Origin of the sequence: Pseudonocardia sediminis, from assembly GCF_004217185.1 — a bacterium.
In the GTDB taxonomy this organism is placed as follows: domain Bacteria; phylum Actinomycetota; class Actinomycetes; order Mycobacteriales; family Pseudonocardiaceae; genus Pseudonocardia; species Pseudonocardia sediminis.
The window spans coordinates 4,577,736-4,596,572 of record NZ_SHKL01000001.1 but is presented as its reverse complement, the minus strand read 5'-3'; the positions used below and the strand labels follow the sequence as shown (position 1 = coordinate 4,596,572).

The following is an 18,837-nucleotide window of genomic DNA, read 5'->3' as shown; positions in this document are numbered from 1 at the left end:
GGGGTCGTGCGCGGATATCGCTGCCAGGGCAGCGATATCCGCGCACGGGGGGCGTCAACCGCAGAGGATCTCGGCGGTGAGCGGGGTGTCGGCGACGGAGAAGCCGACGTGCAGCGTGAACGTGCCCGGTTCGGTGGCCCAGCCGACCGGGCTCCAGTGCTGGAAGGCGCGTGCTGAGATCGGCACGGTGACGGTCGTCGCGCCCGGCCCGGCGTCGACGACCGTCCAGCCGGCGAGCCACCGGGCGGGCCGGTCGACGTCACCGCCGTCACGGGAGAGGTAGGCCTGCACGACCTGACGTCCGGTGCGGGTGCCGGTGTTCGTCAGCGTGACCTCGGCGCTGACGCCGCCGTCGGACGTGGGCGCTCCGGCGGTCGCGGCGTCGAGGGTCCAGGTGGTGTAGCCCAGGCCGTGACCGAACGGGTAGGCCGGGGTCTCGCCGGTGCGCAGCCAGTTGCGGTGCCCGACGTGGACGCCCTCCTCGTAGCGCAGCGTCCCGTCGGCGGGGACCCCGGAGAGGACGGCCTTCTCGGTGCCGGTCGCCGGCCAGGTCGTGGGCAACCGGCCGCCGGGCTCGACGGCGCCGAGCAGCACGTCCGCGACGGCCTCGCCGAAGCGCTCCCCGCCGAACCAGCCCAGCAGCACCGCGGCGACATCGTCGCGCCACGGCAGCAGCACCGGCGAGCCGGAGTTGACCAGCACGACCGTTCGCGGGTTCGCCGCGGCGACGGCCCGGACCAGCGCGTCCTGGTGCCCGGGCAGGGCCAGCGACGTCCGGTCGAAGCCCTCGCTCTCGATGCGGTCGTTCGTGCCGACGACGACCAGCGCGACGTCGGACTCCGCGGCCAGCGCCGCCGCGGCGGCGATCTCGGCGTCCGGGTCGTGGACGACGAGCTCCTCGCCGAGGGTCACCGCGACGATCGCGAGCGTGCCGCCGCCGCGCGGGCGGAAGCGCAGCACCAGCTCGGCCGGCTCGCCGCCGACGGTCACCGGCGCGCTGACCGAGGGCGCCTCGAAGATCTCCGCGCCGGGGCCCTCGTCGCCGGTCAGGACGGCCTCGGTGTCGAGCACGGTCGCGCCGTCGACGTCGAGGGCCACGCCGCCGACCGCGGCCGCGCCGAGCCGGTGCGTCCCGGGCGTGGCGACCCAGCGCGCGTGCAGCTCGACGTGGTCGGTGCCGGCCGGGATCTCCGGGCCCATCCAGATCAGCGACGCCGCCGTCCGGTCCTCGGTGCGCAGCTCGGCGCCGCCGGCGTCGCGGAACACCGCGCGCAGACCGGGCTCGCCGGTGGCCGGGTTCGTGATCGACGCGGGGGCGAGGGGCTGCACGCCTTCGGCGACCTGCGCACCGAGCCGGTACCGCACGACGTCGTCACCGAGCGCGGCGCGCAACCCCTCCAGCGGGGAGACGATCGCGGCCGGCCGGACGGTGGCGCTCCCGCCGCCCTGCACCCGCGCCAGCGACGCGTTGTGCCCGATCACCGCGACCGAGCCGAGCCGGCCGGCGCCCCAGGGGAGCTCCCCTGCGCCGTGACGACCGTTGCGGACCATCACCATGCCCGCCGCCGACAGCGACCGGGCCAGCGCGCGCCCGTCCTCGGCGGGCGGGGCCTGGGCCACCGCGGGCTCGACGCCCTCGAGCGCGCCGACCCGCGCGGCCAGGCGCAGCAGGCGTCGCAGCTTCTCGTCGACGACGTCGGTCGGCACCCGACCGGCCCGGACGGCCTCGGCCAGCGCCGGGCCCCAGGTGCTCCGCGGTCCGGGCATGACCAGGTGCTGCGCGGCGTTCGCCGAGGCCTCGGTGGTCCGGACCGCGCCCCAGTCGGACATGACCAGCCCGTCGAAGCCCCACTCGTCGTGCAGAGGCGAGGTCAGCAACGGGTTCTCGCTCATCGTCGTGCCGTTGACGGAGTTGTAGGCCGACATCAGCGCCCAGGCGTGGGCGCGGGTGACCGCCGGCTCGAACGCGGCCAGGTAGAGCTCGCGCAGGGAACGCTCGTCGACCCGGTTGTCGACGGTGAACCGCTCCGACTCGGCGTCGTTGGCGACGTAGTGCTTCGGCGTGGCCGCGACGCCGTGGGCCTGCATCCCCTCGACGTAGCCCGCCGCGAGCTCCGCGGTGAGCAGCGGGTCCTCGGAGAACGACTCGAAGTGCCGCCCGCCGAACGGCGTGCGGTGCAGGTTGATCGTCGGGCCGAGGACGACGTCGGCGTGCTGGCGCCGCGCCTCGGCGCCCAGCGCGGAGCCGTAGCGCCGGGCCAGCTGCGGGTCCCAGGTCGCACCCAGCGCGGTCGACGACGGCAGCGACAGCGACGGGTCGCGCTCGTCGAAGCTGGTCCCGCGGACGCCCGCCGGGCCGTCGGAGAGCACCATCGCGCGCAGCCCGATCGCGGGCTCGGCGGCGGTCGACCAGAAGTCGGCGCCGGTCAGCAGCGCGACCTTGCGGTCCAGGTCGAGCCGGCCGATCAGGTCGGTCAGCAGGTTCTCGTCGACGGTGTGCGCGGGGGTGGCGGGCACGGTGTCCTCCTCGGGTGCGGTTGCCGCCACCGTACGAGCGTGACGCCACGCGTCGTCGTTCACGAGTTCCCGGGGATGACCGGGCTCAGACTCGGAGTGCGTCCGGGAGGGTGCGTGCGGCCTCGACGAGGCTCGGCCCGTACCAGGTCAGGAGACGTCCGCTGACCAGCGCCGACGGGGCGTCGAAGACCTCCGGGCCGTCGTCGGCGGTGAACAGGTAGGGCTCGTCGGGCAGGACCACCAGGTCGTGCTCGGGCAGGTCCGACGGGTCGAACCTCGGGTAGCGCTCCGGGCTGTCGCCGAGCACGTTGTCGATGCCGAGACGGTCGAGGACCGCGCCGGTGAACGTGTCCGAGCCGACCGCCATCCAGGGCTTGCGCCAGATCGGGACCACGGCGCGCCGGCGCGGCTGGGCGGGCGTGACGGCGGCCCAGAGGTCGCGGGCCTCGCGCAGCCACTCCGGCTCGTCGAGGCGGCAGGCGGCGAGCATCCGGGCCAGGGAGCCGAACGAGCCGTCGACGTCGCGGATGTCGGTGACGTAGACGGCCTGGCCGGCGTCGCGCAGGGCGTCGAGGTCGGGGAGGCGGTTCTCCTCCTGGTTCGCCAGGACGATGTCCGGCTCCAGCGCGACGATCGCGTCGACGTCCGGGTTCTTGGTGCCGCGGATCCGGGTGACGTGCAGGTCGCCGGGGTGGGTGCACCAGTCGGTCGCGCCGACGAGGAGCCCCGGCGCCGTCGCGGCGACCGCCTCGGTCAGTGAGGGGACCAGCGAGACCACCCGCCGGACCTCGGTCAGGACCGGAACCTCGCGCTTCTCGTCGTCGATCACCGGAGACATGCGCCCGACCGTATCCGGACCTACCGGTGCGGGGCGAGCAGGTGCGGGGCGTGGGCGGTGACGAACGCGCGCAGCTCGCGCACCGGCGGGGTCGGGCGGTCGTCGCGCGGGTGCACCATGCCCAGCGTGCGGACCGTCCGCGGCGTCCGGACCGGGAGCTGCACCACCCCGGGGACGTCCGGGGCCAGTGGCAGCAGCGCGACGCCCAGGCCCGCGCCGACCAGCCCGCGCAGGGTGGCCGCGTCGCCGCCCTCGAACGCGATGCGCGGACCGAACCCGGCCTGGCGGCACCACGCGTCGACGGTCCCGCGCAGCCCGTAGCCGGGGGCGAAGCCGATGAACGGCTCGTCGGCGGCCTCGGCCAGGTCGACGTCCGGCGTGCCCGCCCGCCGGTCGAGGCGGTGACCGGACGGGACGGCCAGGCGCAGCTCCTCCTCGGCCAGCGCGACCGCGGTCAGGCCCGGCTCGTCCGGCAGCGGTGAGGTGAGGACGAGGTCGGCCCCGCCCTCGCGGACCCGGTCGAGCAGCATCTCGTGCCGGCCCTGCAGCAACCCGATCCGGATGCCGGGATGGGCGTCGCGGAACCCGCGCAGCAGCCGCGGCACGGCCTCGGTCCCCAGCGTCGACAGGAAGCCGAGCGTGGCCCGGCCGTGCGTCCGGTCGGCGTCGCCGGCCAGCTCGTCGGCCGCGGCGGAGAGCTCGGCCAGCGCGGCCTCGGCGCGGCGCAGCAGGGTGCGCCCGGCCGGGGTGAGGCGCAGCGTCCGTCCGGTGCGGGTGAACAGCGCGACGCCGAGGTCGGCCTCCAGGCGCGCCATCGCCCGGCTCAGCGTGGGCTGCGGGACGCCGATCCGTTCCGCGGCCCGGGTCATGTGCTCGGTCCGCGCGACGGCGACGAACTGGGTCATCCGCGGCGCGAGCACGTCATGCATGACTGCATCGTAAACGGATCGAACATGCATTGGACGCATGAGCGATGGGCGTCGTACGGTCTTGTGCAATGACAACGACCGAGCGCCCCGCCGCCACCCCTGCCGCCCCTGCGGCGTCCGGCGCCCCGCACGAGCGCGGGACGCCGGGCTTCCGCCGTCTCGGCGCGGCGCTGTGGTGCTCGGGACTGGCGACGTTCGTGCTGGTCTACAGCGTGCAGGGGCTCCTGCCGACGCTGTCGCAGCAGTTCGGCGTCTCCTCCTCGGTGGCCAGCCTCGTGCTCTCGGCGACGACCGGGACGCTCGCGCTCGCGGTGCTGCCGCTCTCCGCGCTGCTCGAGTCCTGGGGGCGGGCGCGGGTGATGACGTGGGCGCTCGGCATCTCCGCGGTACTGGCGCTGATCGCCCCGCTCGCCCCGACGTTCGGGGTGCTGGTCGCGATCCGGGCGCTGCAGGGGATCACCCTCGCGGCGCTGCCGGCCCTGTCGATGGCGCACCTGACGAAGGAGGTCGCGCCGCGTCACCTCGGCGGTGCGGTCGGCCTGATGATCGCCGGCAACACGCTCGGCGGGCTCTCCGGGCGGCTCGTCGCGACCGTCGTCGCCGACGTCGGCGGCTGGCGCGCGGGCCTGGCCGCGGTCGGTGTGGTCTCGGTGGTCGCGGCGGTGGCGTTCCGCTGGCTGCTCCCGGCCGCGACGGCACCGGACCCGTCGCCGACCCGGCTGCGCGACCTGGGCGGCCCACTGCGCCTGCACCTGCGCGACCCCGGCCTGCTGTGCCTGTTCGGGATCGCGTTCCTGATCATGGGCGCGTTCGTGACGGTCTACAACTACCTCGGCTTCCGCCTGCTCGCGCCGCCGTTCTCGCTGCCCGCCGCGTTGACCGGGCTGATCTTCCTCGGCTACCTGGCCGGCGGCTGGGCCTCCACCGGCGCCGGACGCCTCGGCGACCGGTTCGGCCGCCGCCCGGTGCTGTGGATCTCCGCGACGCTCGCACTCGCCGGGATCTGGCTGACGCAACCGGACTCGCTGGTCGCGATCCTGGCCGGGTTGCTGCTGGTCACGGTCGGGTTCTTCGGTGCGCACTCGGTGGCCAGCAGCTGGGTCGGCCGCCGGTCGTCGATGTTGCAGGGTGGCGTCCCGGCGCAGGCGTCGTCGCTCTACCTGTTCGCCTACTACGCCGGCAGCAGCGCGGGTGGCGCGGCGGGCGGGATCGCCTTCGACCACCTCGGCTGGTTCGGCCTGGTCGGCTACGTCTCGGTGCTTCTGGTCGGAGCCCTGGCGCTGGCCCTGGTCCTGCGCCGCATCCCGGCCCCGGCCCCGGCCCCGGCACCCGCCACCGCATGACCGTTCGCCACGAGCGTGACGGTCGTAGCGCCTGACGCCATGAGGGTCCCGCTCGGTCGGGCCAGGAGTGTGTCGGTAGTGCGCCGGAGGCTGCGAACGGCGGGAACGGGACGAACGGGGCTCTCGCGCGGCAGGTGGCGGCCGCTGAGCGCACGATCACAGGGATCCGGTGGAACGGGCTACGCCGTCCGGACGTCCACTGATCACACCCGCTCCGGGAGGAGGACCCGTGACGACGCTCGACGCCTGCTCGTCGACGGGATGGTCCGCCGCCGTCAGCCGTTCCTACGGCGGCGGCGCCGTCCTCCGGCCGGCGGGGCAGGGTCGGGTACCGGTGCACTACGTGCGCACCGGCCCCACGGGCGGCGCGGCCCCGCCGATAGTGCTGGTCCCGGGCGGTCCGGGGATCGCCTCGGTGCTGCCCTACCGCGGTGTCCGCCGCCGGGCCGCCGCGCGCGGGCTGGACGTCGTGATGATGGAGCACCGCGGGGTCGGGCTCTCCCGCCGTGACGACACCGGGACCGATCTCGCGGTCGAGCAGGTCACCGTCGAGGCCACGGCCGACGACCTCGCCGCCGTCCTCGACGACGCCGGGATCGCGAAGGCGGTCGTCCTCGGTTCCTCCTACGGCACCTACCTGGCGCAGGCGTTCGGCGTCCGGCACCCGGACCGGGTCGCGGGGATGGTCCTGGACTCGCCGATCCTGTCCGTCGCCGACGACCTCCCGATGGTCCGCGCACACGCCCGCCGGCTGCTGTGGGACGGCGACGATCCGGCCACCGCGCGGTGCGCCGAGCTGCTGCGCGGCCTGGTCGCCGAGGGCACCGTGACCGTCGCCGAGACCGGGCGCGTCGTGCCGGTGGTCTACGAGTTCGGCGGCCCCGAGGTGCTGGAACGCCTGCTCTCGGCGCTGTCGCGGGGGCAGGGCCTGCGCTCGTGGCGGCTGATCGCGGGGCTCGGGGTCGAGGAGGTCGGCCCGGGTACGCCGTACGTCTACGAGCCCGATCTGGTCAGCGGGATCGCGTTCGGTGCCCTCGGCTACGGGCTCCCGCCGGACGGGCTCCCTCTCGACCCGCAGTCCGCGTTCACCGAGGCCGCGCGACACGCCCCGGCGTACGCGGGGGAGCCGTTCCACCTGCCCTCCGAGATCACCCGGTTCCGGTGGCCGACCGCCGTCGTGTCCGGGGACCGGGACCTGCGGACCCCGTCGCCGATCGCCGAGCGGGTCGCCTCACTGATCCCGGACTCCTGCGTCGTCGCGATCCCGGGCATGGGCCACAGCGCGCTCGACACCCACCCGATCGCCGCGCTGAACATCGTCGACCTGGTCGCCCGCGGCCACCACCGCGACCTGCCCGCGCTCGCCCCGCGCATCGCCGCGCTCCCGCGCAGGGGCGCGTCCCGGCTGATCGGCCCGGTGATCAGCGGCCTGCTGTCGCTGGACGTGCTGCTCCCGGGCTGACCGGCGGCACGACGGCCCGGGGTCAGCCGAGGAACAGGACCGCGAGCACGGCCAGGACCACGAGCACCAGCGCGATGCCGATCAGCGTGAACCCGATCCCGCGACGCCTCTCGCCCGACCGCCCCTGCTCGCTCTCGACGTCGGCCAGCGTGCTGTCCAGCGCCGTCGTGTGCTCGTCCGGCGGCCGGCCTCCCGACGCCGTCGCGGGAGCGTCTTGCGACGGGGCCGGCGACATGCCGTGCCGGGGCGTGACCGAACGCCGGGGTGCCGCGGCGTCCCGGGCGCCGGAGTCCGACCCGGCGGCCGTCGTCCGGCGCGTCACGGGCTCGGAGTCCGGGCCCGGCGCGGGGTCCCCGCCGGCGGAGCGGGGGAGCGGCTTGACCCACGGCGGGTCCGACGATCCCGTCTCGCCCGGGTTCGGCAGCTCGAGCGTGTGCCCGCGCGGCGTCGCGTCGCGGGCCCCGATCGACTCCCCGAGCGCGACGGCCATCGCCGCGGCGTCGGGATAGCGGCGGTTCGGGTCCTTGGACAGCACCCGCAGGATGACGGCCTCCAGCGCCTCCGGGATGTCGGCGCGCAGCCGCCGTGGCCGCGGCGGGTCGGAACGCATGTGGGCGAGCACTACGGCGAACGAGTCGTCGTCCTCGAACGGCGGGCGGCCGATCAGGGCGGTGAACAGGCAGCAGCCCAGCGCGTAGAGATCGGCGCGCCCGTCCAGGTCGCCGCCGTGGCCCTGCTCGGGGGCCAGATAGGACGGTGTCCCGACGATGTAGCCGGTGCGGGTGCGCCCCGCGCCCGGGCCCATCCGCGCGATCCCGAAGTCGGTGACGGTCACCGAACCGTCGCGGCCGAGCATGATGTTGCCCGGGGTGACGTCGCGGTGCACGACGCCGGCGCGGTGCGCGGCCTCCAGCGCGTCGCACACCGCCTGCCCGACGACGACGGCGTCGGCCGGGTCGAGCGTCCCGGAGCGTTTGAGGCGGTCGGCCAGCGACTCGCCGTCCACGTAGGCCATGACCACGAACAGGCCGTCGCGCGTGGTGCCGATGTCGTGCACCGTGACCACACCGGGATGGCTGATCGACGCCGCGGCGCGGGCCTCGTCGCGCAGCCGCTCGAGGTCCTCCGCGTCACGGTCGCCGCCGGTCGGGAGGATCTTCACCGCGACGTCGCGGCCCAGCTCGCGGTCGTGCGCGAGGTGGACCTGGGACATGCCGCCCTCGCCGAGGAGCCGGACGAGCTCGTAGCGTCCGGACAGCACGGTCGGGCCGGTGACCACCTCGGTCGTCTCCTCGCGGGGCCTGCCGTCGCTCACGGTGCCTGCATGCCCCGCTGCGTCCGCTCCGGGTGCCCGGCGCCGATCAGCTCGTCGAACAGGTAGCGGTAGTCCACCATGGCCTTGCGGAGCTGCTCGGTGTCCGCGTGGTCCTGGGTGTCGGCGACGGCCGTGCGGTGCGCCGCGCGGTAGTGCCCGACCAGGTCCGGGTGGTCGACCGAGACCATCTCCTCGCGCTCGGTGAAGTGCTCCACCGGGTACCCGCGGTCACGCATCACCTGCATCACGAGCAGGTCGGCGTCGCGCAGCCCGCTGCGCGGGGTCTCGACGAAGGAGTTCTGCGCCTGGTCCCACGCTGAGGAGAACCGCTCGCGCTCGTCGGCGTCGAGGTCGCGAACGTTGATCTCCCGGCGGTGGTTCAGCCGCCGCTGCAGCACGGACTCGCCCTCCGAGCGCCCTCCCGACTGCTCGATCACGTGGTCGTACTCCGGTCCGAAGTGACGGCGCAGCGCCGCGCTCCGGCGCCGTCCCCGGACCCGCCCGGCGATGATCAGTCCTATCCCGATCGCCACCAGCACCACGGCCGCGACCACGACCCAGATCAACACGTTCGTCGACACGACATCCCCACCCTCGTCGGCTTACCCCCGGAAGCATCGCCCTCCCGACCGGCCCATGCCCGAGGGCGCGCCCGAGTACATCCCAACGGACGTGTCCGATCGCGTGATCGACCTCATCACTGCTCCGATCAGCCCTTCGATCGCTAGGCCGATCACCGCCGATTGCTCCGAACAGGTGGACGCCTCCCGGACACCATCCGGCAACTTGCCCGATTCGTCACCTCAACGGCGCAGCAACCCCGTGCACGCGCGCGGCGGGCGTCTGAGAACGTGGAACGGCCCCCAGCAGCACGACACAGGAGGAATCCCGTGAAGAACTTCGGTCGCGCCGTCGCGAAAGCCGCCGAGTCGGTCGTCGAGGCCCTGAGCATCCTCGGCGGCTGGAACCGCGGGAAGCGCAAGCCCGCCCGGCGCTAGCCCGCCCGTCCCAGGCGGAGCTCGCTGACCTTCCGCCCGTCGAACGTGGCCCGTGCCTCGCACGGCGCGTCGACGCCGGGCGCGTGGACGGCCCAGGTCACGCTGTCGCCGGAGACCTGCCGGTGTGCCAGGTCCGGCCGCACGTCGCGTCCCAGGACCGCGTGCACCCCGACCTGTCCGGACCCGGAGAACGGGTCGTCGGTGACCAGCGAGGCCCCGGGCGTGCTGAGTCCGCGCACCGCGTCGGCGTCGCCGTCGGCCCAGGCGCGCTCGAAGGCCAGGGCGCCGAGGAACTTCTCCGCCTGCTCCCGGCCGGAGTCGATCAGGCGCTGCAGGAACGCCGGGCTGCGGTCGGCCTTCGACGCCGCGCCGAGGGCCCGCGGCAGGATCTCGCGCGGGAGCTCGATCACCCGGATCACCGTGCGGCCGATCTCTCCGCCGGGCTGCAGCCGGCCGTCGTCGATCAGGCGGTTGAGCGTCTCGACGAACGCCAGCTCCTGGTAGAGCGAGAGGTTCCCGGACAGCTCGCCGCGCCGGTCGACGATCTCGGTCAGCGTGCGCGGGAGCCGGTCGATCGCCGACGGCGTGATCTGGACGACCCACAGCTCGTCCGGCAGCGCGGCCAGCAGGTCGCGGACCGGCGGGTTCTGCGAGAACAGGCCGTCCCAGAACGTGCCGCCCGCGGTCTCGACGGCGCGGAACAGGTTCGGGATCGCGGCCGAGGCGGCGACGCTGTCGACGGTGATCCGCTCGCGGTAGCTGGAGAACGCGCGGAAGTCGCCCGACAGCACGTCGACGGCCCCGAGCGCCAGCAACGGGTCGAGGCGGTCCGGGTCGGCGGTGATGGCGTCGAAGTCGACGTGGCGCTCGAGCAGCGACCGGAACTGCGCGGCCGCGATCTCCGGGACCAGGTACGGGCTGACGCCTGGCAGCGCGTCGAGGTTCTGCAGGATCGACGCCCCGACGACGGTCGCGTTGAGCAGGGCCTGGAGCGGCCCGCTCGCGGCGTTGTCGGCCCAGAACGCATCGAGACGGTCCTTCGCCGAGGCCCGGTCGCCGTCGCGCAGGGCCGTCCAGGCCAGGAGCGCGTTGATCGCGCCCCCGGACGTCCCGGACAGCCCGGTGACCCGGTAGCCCTGCAGCTCGGGGGCCGCCAGCAGCGTGCCCAGCACGCCCGCGCCGAACGCGGAGTGGCTACCCCCGCCCTGGGAGGCGATGACGATGTTCGGGCCGGCGGGCTCGGGGGTGCTCACCCTGCCTGTGTACCCGGTCGTGCGCGCCCGTCGCCGCCAGGGCGGCGACGAGCGCGCACGGGTCGGTCACATGTTGCGACGGTACTGGCCGCCGACCTCGAAGAAGGCCGTCGTGAGCTGGCCCAGCGAGCAGACGCGGGCGGCCTTCATCAGCTCGTCGAAGACGTTGCCCTCACCGGTGGCGACGTCCTGCAGCCGGCGCAGGGCCTGCTCGGCCTCGGTCCGGTTGCGGGACTGGAAGTCCTCCAGGCGGTCGAGCTGGGACTTCTTCTCGTCCTCGGTCGCGCGCATCAGCTCGATCGTCACCGGCTCGGAGTCGTCGTCCTCCGGCTTGACGAACGTGTTGACGCCGATGATCGGCAGCGTGCCCTCGTGCTTGCGGTGCTCGTAGAGCATCGACTCGTCCTGGATCTTGCCGCGCTGGTAGCCGGTCTCCATCGCGCCCAGCACGCCGCCACGCTCGGCGATCGAGTCGAACTCGCGGAGGACGGCCTCCTCGACCAGGTCGGTGAGCTCGTCGATGACGTAGGAACCCTGGAGCGGGTTCTCGTTCATCGAGAGGCCCCACTCCTTGTTGATGATCATCTGGATGGCCATCGCGCGGCGCACCGAGCCCTCGGTCGGGGTCGTCACGGCCTCGTCGAAGGCGTTCGTGTGCAGCGAGTTCGCGTTGTCGTAGAGCGCGCACAGCGCCTGCAGCGTGGTGCGGATGTCGTTGAAGTTCATCTCCTGCGCGTGCAGCGACCGGCCGGAGGTCTGCACGTGGTACTTCAGCTTCTGCGCGCGCTCGTTGGCGCCGTAGCGCTCGCGCATGGCCACCGCCCAGATCCGGCGGGCGACCCGGCCGATCACCGAGTACTCGGCGTCCATGCCGTTGGAGAAGAAGAACGACAGGTTCGGCGCGAACTCGTTCACGTCCATCCCGCGCGCCAGGTAGCTCTCGACGAACGTGAAGCCGTTGGCGAGGGTGAACGCCAGCTGCGAGATGGGGTTCGCCCCGGCCTCGGCGATGTGGTAGCCGGAGATCGAGACGGAGTAGAAGTTGCGCACCTTGTGCGCGATGAACCACTCCTGGATGTCGGCCATCATCCGCAGCGAGAACTCGGTGGAGAAGATGCAGGTGTTCTGCCCCTGGTCCTCCTTGAGGATGTCGGCCTGCACCGTGCCCCGGACGTTGGCCAGGGCGTAGGCGGTCAGCTCCTCGTGCTCGGAGGCGTCGGGCTCACGGCCGTGCTCGTCGCGGAACCCGTCGACCTGCTGGTCGATCGCGGTGTTGAGGAAGTAGGCGAGGATCGTCGGCGCCGGGCCGTTGATCGTCATCGACACCGAGGTCGTCGGCGAGCAGAGGTCGAACCCGTCGTAGAGGGCCTTGAGGTCCTCCAGCGTCGCGATCGAGACACCCGAGGTGCCGACCTTGCCGTAGATGTCGGGACGGGTGTCCGGGTCGTGCCCGTAGAGCGTCACCGAGTCGAACGCCGTCGAGAGGCGCTTGGCCTCGGAGTCGGCCGAGAGCAGCTTGAACCGGCGGTTGGTGCGGAACGGGTCGCCCTCGCCGGCGAACATCCGGGCCGGGTCCTCGCCCTCGCGCTTGAACGGGAAGACGCCCGCGGTGAACGGGAAGTACCCGGGCAGGTTCTCCTTGCGCAGGAACCGGACGATCTCGGCGTCCTCGGTGACCTTGGGCAGCGACACCCGGCGCACCGGGTTGCCGGACAGCGTCTCCTTGGTCAGCTTCGTGCGGATCTCCTTGTCCCGGACGGTGAAGACCAGCTCGTCGCCGGAGTAGTCCTCGATCGTCCGGGGCCACTGCTCGAGCATCTCCGCGGTCTCGCCCGGCAGCGCCTTCTCGGCCTTGGCCAGCGCCTCGTCCACCGAGTCCCCGACCAGCTCGCGCGCGGTCCGCAGGTGCGCGCGGGTGCGCGCGGCGTCGGCCGCGGCGTCGGTGTCGGAGTGGTAGGAGCGCAGCGTCTCGGCGATGTCGGCGAGGTAGCGCGCCCGCTCCGGCGGGATCACCGCGGCGTACTCGGTGGAGGTCTTGCGGTCGGTGCGGGCCAGCCGGCCCTCGCCGGTGACCAGGCCGTTCTCGCCGAGGATGTCGCGCAGGTGGTGGTAGAGCGCGGTGACGCCGTCGTCGTTGAACGTCGCGGCCGAGGTGCCGTAGACCGGCATGTCCTCCCAGCTCGCGCCGAACTCCTCGCGGTTGCGCACCAGCTGGCGGCCGACGTCGCGGCGGGCGTCCTCGGCGCCGCGGCGCTCGAACTTGTTGATCGCGACGACGTCGGCGAAGTCCAGCATGTCGATCTTCTCGAGCTGCGACGCGGCGCCGAACTCCGGCGTCATCACGTACAGCGAGTTGTCGACGAAGGGCACGATGCCGGCGTCGCCCTGCCCGATGCCGGGGGTCTCGACGATCACCAGGTCGAACGACGCGGCCTTGAGCACGGCGATCGTGTCGCCGAGGCGCTCCGGCAGGCTGCCCTCGGTGCCGCGGGTGGCGAGCGAGCGGAAGAAGACGCGGTCACCGGAGAGGGAGTTCATCCGGATCCGGTCGCCGAGCAGCGCGCCGCCGCCCTTGCGACGGGTCGGGTCCACGGCGAGGACGGCGATCCGGAGCTTGTCCTCCTGGTCCAGGCGGAAGCGGCGGACGAGCTCGTCGGTCAGCGAGGACTTGCCGGAGCCGCCGGTGCCGGTGATGCCCAGGACGGGCACCGCCCGATCGGCGCTCTCGACCCGCGAGTGGACCTCGTCGGGGAGCTTGCCGGCCTCGGCCATGGTCAGCGCGCGGGCGAGGGTCGCGGGCTCGCCGGAGAACACCCCGTCGTAGGACGACGGCGGCTCGGCGGACAGGTCCACGTCGCACTCGCGGATCATCAGGTTGATCATCCCGGGCAGGCCGAGACGCTGGCCGTCCTCGGGGGAGAAGATCCGGGAGACGCCGCGCGAGTGCAGCAGCTCGATCTCCTCGGCCACGATCACGCCGCCGCCACCGCCGTAGACCTTGACGTGCCCGGCGCCGCGCTCGCGCAGCAGCTCCACCAGGTAGGAGAAGTACTCGACGTGCCCGCCCTGGTACGAGCTGATGGCGATGCCCTGCGCGTCCTCCTGGATCGCGGCGGTCACCACCTCGTCGACCGAGCGGTTGTGCCCGAGGTGGATGACCTCGGCTCCCTGGCGCTGCAGGATCCGGCGCATGATGTTGATGGCCGCGTCGTGCCCGTCGAACAGGCTGGCCGCGGTCACGAACCGGACCGGGTTCACCGGGACGTGCAGTCCCTGGTCGCGACCGGTGCTGACAGCGTTCGAGTCCGCCATGACCCGCTCCTCCCGCCGGGCCGAATGGGAGACGCCCGACGGATTTAGTTTGACATCCTAGTATCGGACATACAAGCAACGGCGCAGCGCGTCACAGGGACGCCGGTCGTGCGGCGGGCGGGTCGGTCTCAGGCCGCGCGGACGTCCGGCCCGTCGTCGTCGGGCTCGTCGGGCTCGTCGGGCTCGTCGGTCGAGATCGTGTCCGACGACGGCTTCTCGTCCTGGGCGGCTTCGGTCAGCGGAGTGGTCGACCCGTCGGCGACGGCACGGGGGATCGCCCCGACCGTGCGGCCGGCCTGCCGGAGCTTGCGGGCGCGCCACTGGCGGCCCAGCGCTCCGCCCACCAGCCCGACGACGACCAGGAACACGCCCGAGCCGACCATGGCCGGAACCGCGATGGCGGGGAACGCCGCCACCAGCAGGAAGGCCGTGAACGGCCACCACAGCAGGGCACGCCCCACTCCACGTCGCGTCCAATCGCGATGAGGCGGCATGTCGTGTTCCTACCCCGGGTCCATGATCGACATGCGGGGACTCGCGGATTCGCGTCGAGACGTTAGATTTCGTTCATGTCCGCGCCCGGATCCGTCGCCGCGTCCCTGACCGTCGAGAACGATCGGCTGGCGTCCGCCGTGGCCGCCGCCGAGGCGTCCACACCGGTCCCGACCTGTCCCGGTTGGGATCTCCGCTCGGTGCTCAAGCACGTCGGGCGCGGGGACCGGTGGGCCGCGCAGATGGTCGCCGGCCGGGCGACCGAGGTGCTGTCCCCGCGCGACGTCGTCGGCGGCCGTCCGCCGGAGGGTGGCCCGGACGCCGAGGCGGACTGGCTGCGCGGCGGGGTCCGCGAGCTGCTCGAGGCCGTGGAGTCGGTCGGCCCGGACACCCCGATCTGGACGTTCACCGGTCCGAAGCCCGCCGCGTGGTGGATCCGCCGGCGCCTGCACGAGGCCACGGTGCACCGCGCCGACGTGGTCCTGGCCCTCGGCGAGACGTTCGAGATCGCGCCCGACCTGGCTGCGGACGGCGTCTCGGAGTGGCTCGACCTCGTCGCCTCCCGCCCCGCCTCGGACGACGGGCCGCTGCCCGCGGGCGCGACCCTGCACCTGCACGCCACCGACGACGAGCTCGGCGCGGCAGGGGAGTGGCTGCTGCGCGGCGAGGCCGCCGACGGTGGGTCCGCCGTGGTCTGGGAGCACGGGCACGGCAAGGGCGACGCCGCCGTCCGCGGCACCGCGGCCGACCTCCTCCTGGGTGTGACCCGCCGGATCTCCTCGGACGCCGCGTCCCTGCAGGTGCTCGGCGACGCCGCCGTGTGGACGCGGTGGCTGGAGCGCACCGGTTTCTGACCCGCGTGCGCGGATGCCGTCGCTCCGGCAGCGGTATCCGCGCACGACCGTCGCCCGGCTACGGGATCACGGTGATCCGCCGTTCACCTCTGGCGTGCGGGCCGCCGGCGTCGCATGCTGGGGCCGAAAGTGGTTCGCGTCGCAAAGGAGCGCCCGTTGAGTCGTCCCAGTTCCCCCGACGTCGTCGTGGTCGGCGCCGGGTTCGCCGGTCTCTACCAGCTGCACCGCCTGCGTGGCCTGGGCCTGAGCGCCCGGGTGTTCGAGGCCGGGAGCGGCATCGGCGGCACCTGGTACTGGAACCGGTACCCCGGAGCACGCTGTGACGTCGAGAGCCTGGAGTACTCCTACTCGTTCTCCCCGGAGCTCGAGCAGGAGTGGGAGTGGACCGAGCGCTACCCGGCCCAGCCGGAGATCCTGCGCTACGCCGAGCACGTCGCCGAGCGCTTCGACCTGCGCCGCGACATCGAGCTCGACACCCGCGTCACCGCGGCGGTCTGGGACGAGGAGTCCGCGCGCTGGGCGGTCACGACGGAGCACGGCGAGACCGTCACGGCGCGGTTCTGCATCTTCGCGACCGGCTGCCTGTCCAAGCCCAAGGACCTGGAGATCCCCGGTCTGGACTCCTTCGCCGGGCCGGTCTACTCGACCGCCCGCTGGCCGCACGCCGGTGTCGACTTCACCGGGCGCCGCGTCGCCGTCATCGGCACCGGGTCCTCGGGCATCCAGTCGATCCCGGTGATCGCGTCGCAGGCCGCCGAGATGACCGTCTACCAGCGCACGGCGAACTACAGCATGCCCGCGCACAACGGTCCGCTCACCGCGCAGGCCCAGCGCGAGCGCAAGGCGAACTACGCCGCGTTCCGGGACGCGGCGCGGCACTCACCGGCCGGGCTCGTCGGGAAGCTGCCCACCGAGAACGCCCTGGACGTCACCGAGCAGGAGCGGCGGCGCGCCTTCTACAAGGCGTGGTCGGCCGGCAACCTCGGCGCGATGCGGCGCTCGTACGCCGACATCGGCGTCGACATCCGCGCCAACGACATGGCGGCGGACTTCATCCGGGACCGGATCCGGGACAAGGTCACCGACCCCGCCACCGCGGAGGCGCTGCTGCCGTCCGACCACCCGTTCGGCACCAAGCGGCCCTGCCTCGACACCGGCTACTACGAGACGTTCAACTCGCCGCACGTGCACCTGGTCGACCTGAAGAAGACACCGATCGAGGCGATCACCGCCACCGGCGTGGCCACCGCCGACGGAGAGGTCGAGGTCGACGACATCGTGCTCGCCACCGGCTTCGACGCGATGACCGGCGCGCTGCTCTCGATCGACATCCGCGGACGGGACGGGCGAACGCTCGCCGACGCCTGGGCCGACGGCCCGGTCACCTATCTGGGTCTGGGCGTGGCCGGGTTCCCGAACCTGTTCACGATCACCGGCCCGGGCAGCCCGTCGGTGCTGTCGAACATGCTGGTCTCGATCGAGCAGCACGTCGACTGGATCTCCGACTGCCTGGCCCGCCTGGAGCGCGACGGCGTCACCACGATCGAGCCGAACGCCGACGCGCAGGCCGGGTGGGTCGAGCACGTGGCCGAGGTCGGGCAGGCGACGCTCTACCCGCTGGCGAAGTCCTGGTACCTGGGCGCGAACGTGCCGGGCAAGCCCCGGGTGTTCATGCCTTACATCGGCGGGGTCGGGGCCTACCGCGAGATCTGCGACGACGTCGCGGCCGAGGACTACCGCGGCTTCGACCTGGAGAAGGCCTCCGCCTCGATGTCCTGACCGGCCGCGGTGCGCCGTCCCCTCCGGCGAGGGGCCGGGGGGTCAGCGCCCGGCGGGCGCGGCGGGGACCGGCTCGTCGACGGGCGGGGCCAGCGGGGTGAGGGCGACGTTGGCGACGTCGTCGAGGGTCGATGCGGACCGCGGGCGCTCGAACCGGACGCGGGCGGCCCGGCCGTTGAGCTCCAGGGTCGCGATCAGGTTCCCGAACAGCGGCCCGGCGCTCTTCTCCCAGGCCACGCCGGCGCGCTCGGCGCCGGTGTCGCGGGCCCACCGGGTGCTGGCCCGGGCGATCAGCCGCGACCACGTGATGGTGAACAGCACACGCATGAACCCCGGGACGACGTTGTGCACCGGGGAGCAGGTCAGCTGGTAGACCCCCGTCGCGCCGGGCTCGTGACCGTGGACGAACGCGCGGGCGGCGTAGCTGTGGTGGACGTCGCCGGAGAGCACGGTCGCCGTCGCCGGGGCGACCCGGCCGGAGTGCGCGCGCCCGATGTCGCGCAGCAGGTCGGCGAGGCGGTTGAACGAGTGCCCGAAGGCCGGCCAGTGCTCCATGTCCGCCTCCTGGCGCAGCCACTCCGCGGCGCGCGCGAGCCGTCCCCCGGAGTTGCCGGCCTTCTCGGTGGCGGCCTGCAGGTCGGAGATCACCTGCGGCAGCAGCCACGGGATCGACGTGCCGATCATGACGTGGTCGACGTCGCCCGGGGCCAGCGCACGGTCGGTGATCCAGTCGAACTCGGCGTCGGAGACGAGCTTGCGGGGCAGGGACTCCACGATCCGGCCGTTGCGGGAGTCGATGACGATCAGCCGGCTGCGCCCGAGCTCCCAGCAGAAGCTGAACCGGACGTCCTTGTGCGCGTCGTCGCCGGTGCCGACCTCGGCGTCGGCGTGGTCGGCCATGTCGACGAGCAGCGGCCAGACGTCGCCGTCGGCCGCCCGCACGGCCTGCCACGTGGTGTCGGCGGCCAGCTCGGCGGGGGAGAGGTTGCCCAGGTGCTGGTGCACCCAGTAGGCCGCCAGCCCGGACCGGATGCGGTCGCGCCACCAGGGTGTCTTCGCCATCTCCCGGCGCCACTCGCCGGAGGTGTTCCAGTCGTCGCGCACGTCGTGGTCGTCGAAGATCATCGCGGTGGGGACGGTGGAGAGCATCCACCGCACCTCCGGGTCCGACCAGGTGTCGCGGTAGAGGCCGGAGTACTCGTCGAAGCCGACGATCTCGTCGTCGGGCCACTCGGCGGGCCGCTCGGCACGTCCCGCGATCCGGCGGCGGCTCTGCGGGGTCAGCTCGTCGGCGTAGACCTGGTCGCCGAGCAGCAGCAGGACGCTCGGCCACAGCGACGGGTCGAGCTGGGTCATCCGCGTGGCGTAGGCGTCGAGCGCGTCGAGGCCGTACTGGCGGGCGAGCTTCGGGTCGGCGAGCTTGACGTAGCGGCACGACCCGAACACGACGCGCTGGTGACCCTCGGTCGCCGGGCCGCGGGTGGCGATGACGCTGCCCGGGAACGGCGAGTTCGGCAGCGGCCAGACCTGCTCGCCGTCGACGTGCACCTCGTACGGTGTGCGGCTGTCCGGCGCCAGGCCGGTGACCTCGACGATCGCGTAGTGCAGCCCGCTGACCTCGAACGTCTCCGCGCTGCAGCCCAGCACCTCGACCCGCGCCCTCCTGTCCACCTGCACCCAGACCAGGGCGGAGGTCTCGTCGACGTGGCGCAGCAGCGGGCCGAGCAGAAGGGTCACCGGCCCCA

At 73.4% G+C, this 18,837-nt stretch carries 13 protein-coding genes; 4 read left to right on the top strand and 9 right to left on the bottom strand.

Going from position 1 to position 18,837, the window contains the following annotated elements; translation table 11 throughout:
* Nucleotides 1-54 precede the first annotated feature (54 nt).
* Genes EV383_RS21220 through EV383_RS21210 form a run of 3 tightly spaced genes read right to left on the bottom strand, consistent with a single transcriptional unit; the run spans nt 55 to nt 4,284 of the window.
* Nucleotides 55-2,547: a glycoside hydrolase family 3 C-terminal domain-containing protein gene (locus EV383_RS21220; protein WP_242623241.1), complete on the bottom strand. Its 2,493-nt coding sequence runs from the start codon at nt 2,545-2,547 to the stop codon at nt 55-57.
* 55 nt (nt 2,548-2,602) lie between these two features.
* The gene (locus EV383_RS21215) at nt 2,603-3,355 is read right to left on the bottom strand and encodes a helical backbone metal receptor (protein ID WP_130291536.1); all 753 of its coding nucleotides are present in this window, start codon (nt 3,353-3,355) and stop codon (nt 2,603-2,605) included.
* Nucleotides 3,356-3,375: 20 nt separating this feature from the next.
* The gene (locus EV383_RS21210) at nt 3,376-4,284 is read right to left on the bottom strand and encodes a LysR family transcriptional regulator (protein WP_130291535.1); all 909 of its coding nucleotides are present in this window, start codon (nt 4,282-4,284) and stop codon (nt 3,376-3,378) included.
* Between the two features lie 68 nt (nt 4,285-4,352).
* Here EV383_RS21210 and EV383_RS21205 point away from each other — a divergent pair, with 68 nt between their 5' ends.
* Together EV383_RS21205 and EV383_RS21200 are read left to right on the top strand one after the other, a co-directional pair.
* Entirely contained in the window at nt 4,353-5,627 is a 1,275-nt protein-coding gene (locus EV383_RS21205) for an MFS transporter (RefSeq protein ID WP_130291534.1), read from the top strand.
* Between the two features lie 229 nt (nt 5,628-5,856).
* Entirely contained in the window at nt 5,857-7,089 is a 1,233-nt protein-coding gene (locus EV383_RS21200) for an alpha/beta fold hydrolase (protein ID WP_242623240.1), read from the top strand.
* Between the two features lie 22 nt (nt 7,090-7,111).
* Here EV383_RS21200 and EV383_RS21195 read toward each other — a convergent pair whose 3' ends face one another.
* The 5 genes from EV383_RS21195 to EV383_RS21175 form a co-directional block, all read right to left on the bottom strand.
* Nucleotides 7,112-8,404, bottom strand: coding sequence for a serine/threonine-protein kinase (locus tag EV383_RS21195; RefSeq protein ID WP_130291533.1), 1,293 nt, complete (start codon nt 8,402-8,404; stop codon nt 7,112-7,114).
* Nucleotides 8,401-8,985 carry a hypothetical protein gene (locus tag EV383_RS21190; RefSeq protein WP_130291532.1) on the bottom strand — a complete coding sequence of 195 codons (585 nt, stop codon included), beginning with the start codon at nt 8,983-8,985 and terminating at the stop codon, nt 8,401-8,403. Before EV383_RS21190 ends, EV383_RS21195 begins: the two co-directional genes overlap by 4 nt.
* A 413-nt stretch (nt 8,986-9,398) precedes the next feature.
* A complete protein-coding gene (locus tag EV383_RS21185; protein ID WP_207223612.1) occupies nt 9,399-10,655 on the bottom strand; it encodes a patatin-like phospholipase family protein in 1,257 nt (418 codons plus the stop codon).
* A gap of 66 nt (nt 10,656-10,721) precedes the next feature.
* Entirely contained in the window at nt 10,722-13,967 is a 3,246-nt protein-coding gene (icmF, locus tag EV383_RS21180) for a fused isobutyryl-CoA mutase/GTPase IcmF (protein ID WP_130291531.1), read from the bottom strand.
* Between the two features lie 128 nt (nt 13,968-14,095).
* Nucleotides 14,096-14,428 (bottom strand): hypothetical protein, encoded by a 333-nt coding sequence (locus EV383_RS21175; RefSeq protein WP_130291530.1) that lies wholly within the window; start codon nt 14,426-14,428, stop codon nt 14,096-14,098.
* A 108-nt stretch (nt 14,429-14,536) separates the two neighbouring features.
* Here EV383_RS21175 and EV383_RS21170 point away from each other — a divergent pair, with 108 nt between their 5' ends.
* A complete protein-coding gene (locus EV383_RS21170) occupies nt 14,537-15,313 on the top strand; it encodes a maleylpyruvate isomerase family mycothiol-dependent enzyme (protein ID WP_130291529.1) in 777 nt (258 codons plus the stop codon).
* 156 nt (nt 15,314-15,469) lie between these two features.
* Entirely contained in the window at nt 15,470-17,092 is a 1,623-nt protein-coding gene (locus tag EV383_RS21165) for a flavin-containing monooxygenase (protein ID WP_242623239.1), read from the top strand.
* Nucleotides 17,093-17,134: 42 nt separating this feature from the next.
* Here the strand turns inward: EV383_RS21165 and EV383_RS21160 are convergent, their stop codons facing one another.
* Nucleotides 17,135-18,829 (bottom strand): alkaline phosphatase D family protein, encoded by a 1,695-nt coding sequence (locus EV383_RS21160; RefSeq protein ID WP_130291527.1) that lies wholly within the window; start codon nt 18,827-18,829, stop codon nt 17,135-17,137.
* Between the last annotated feature and the right edge of the window lie 8 nt (nt 18,830-18,837).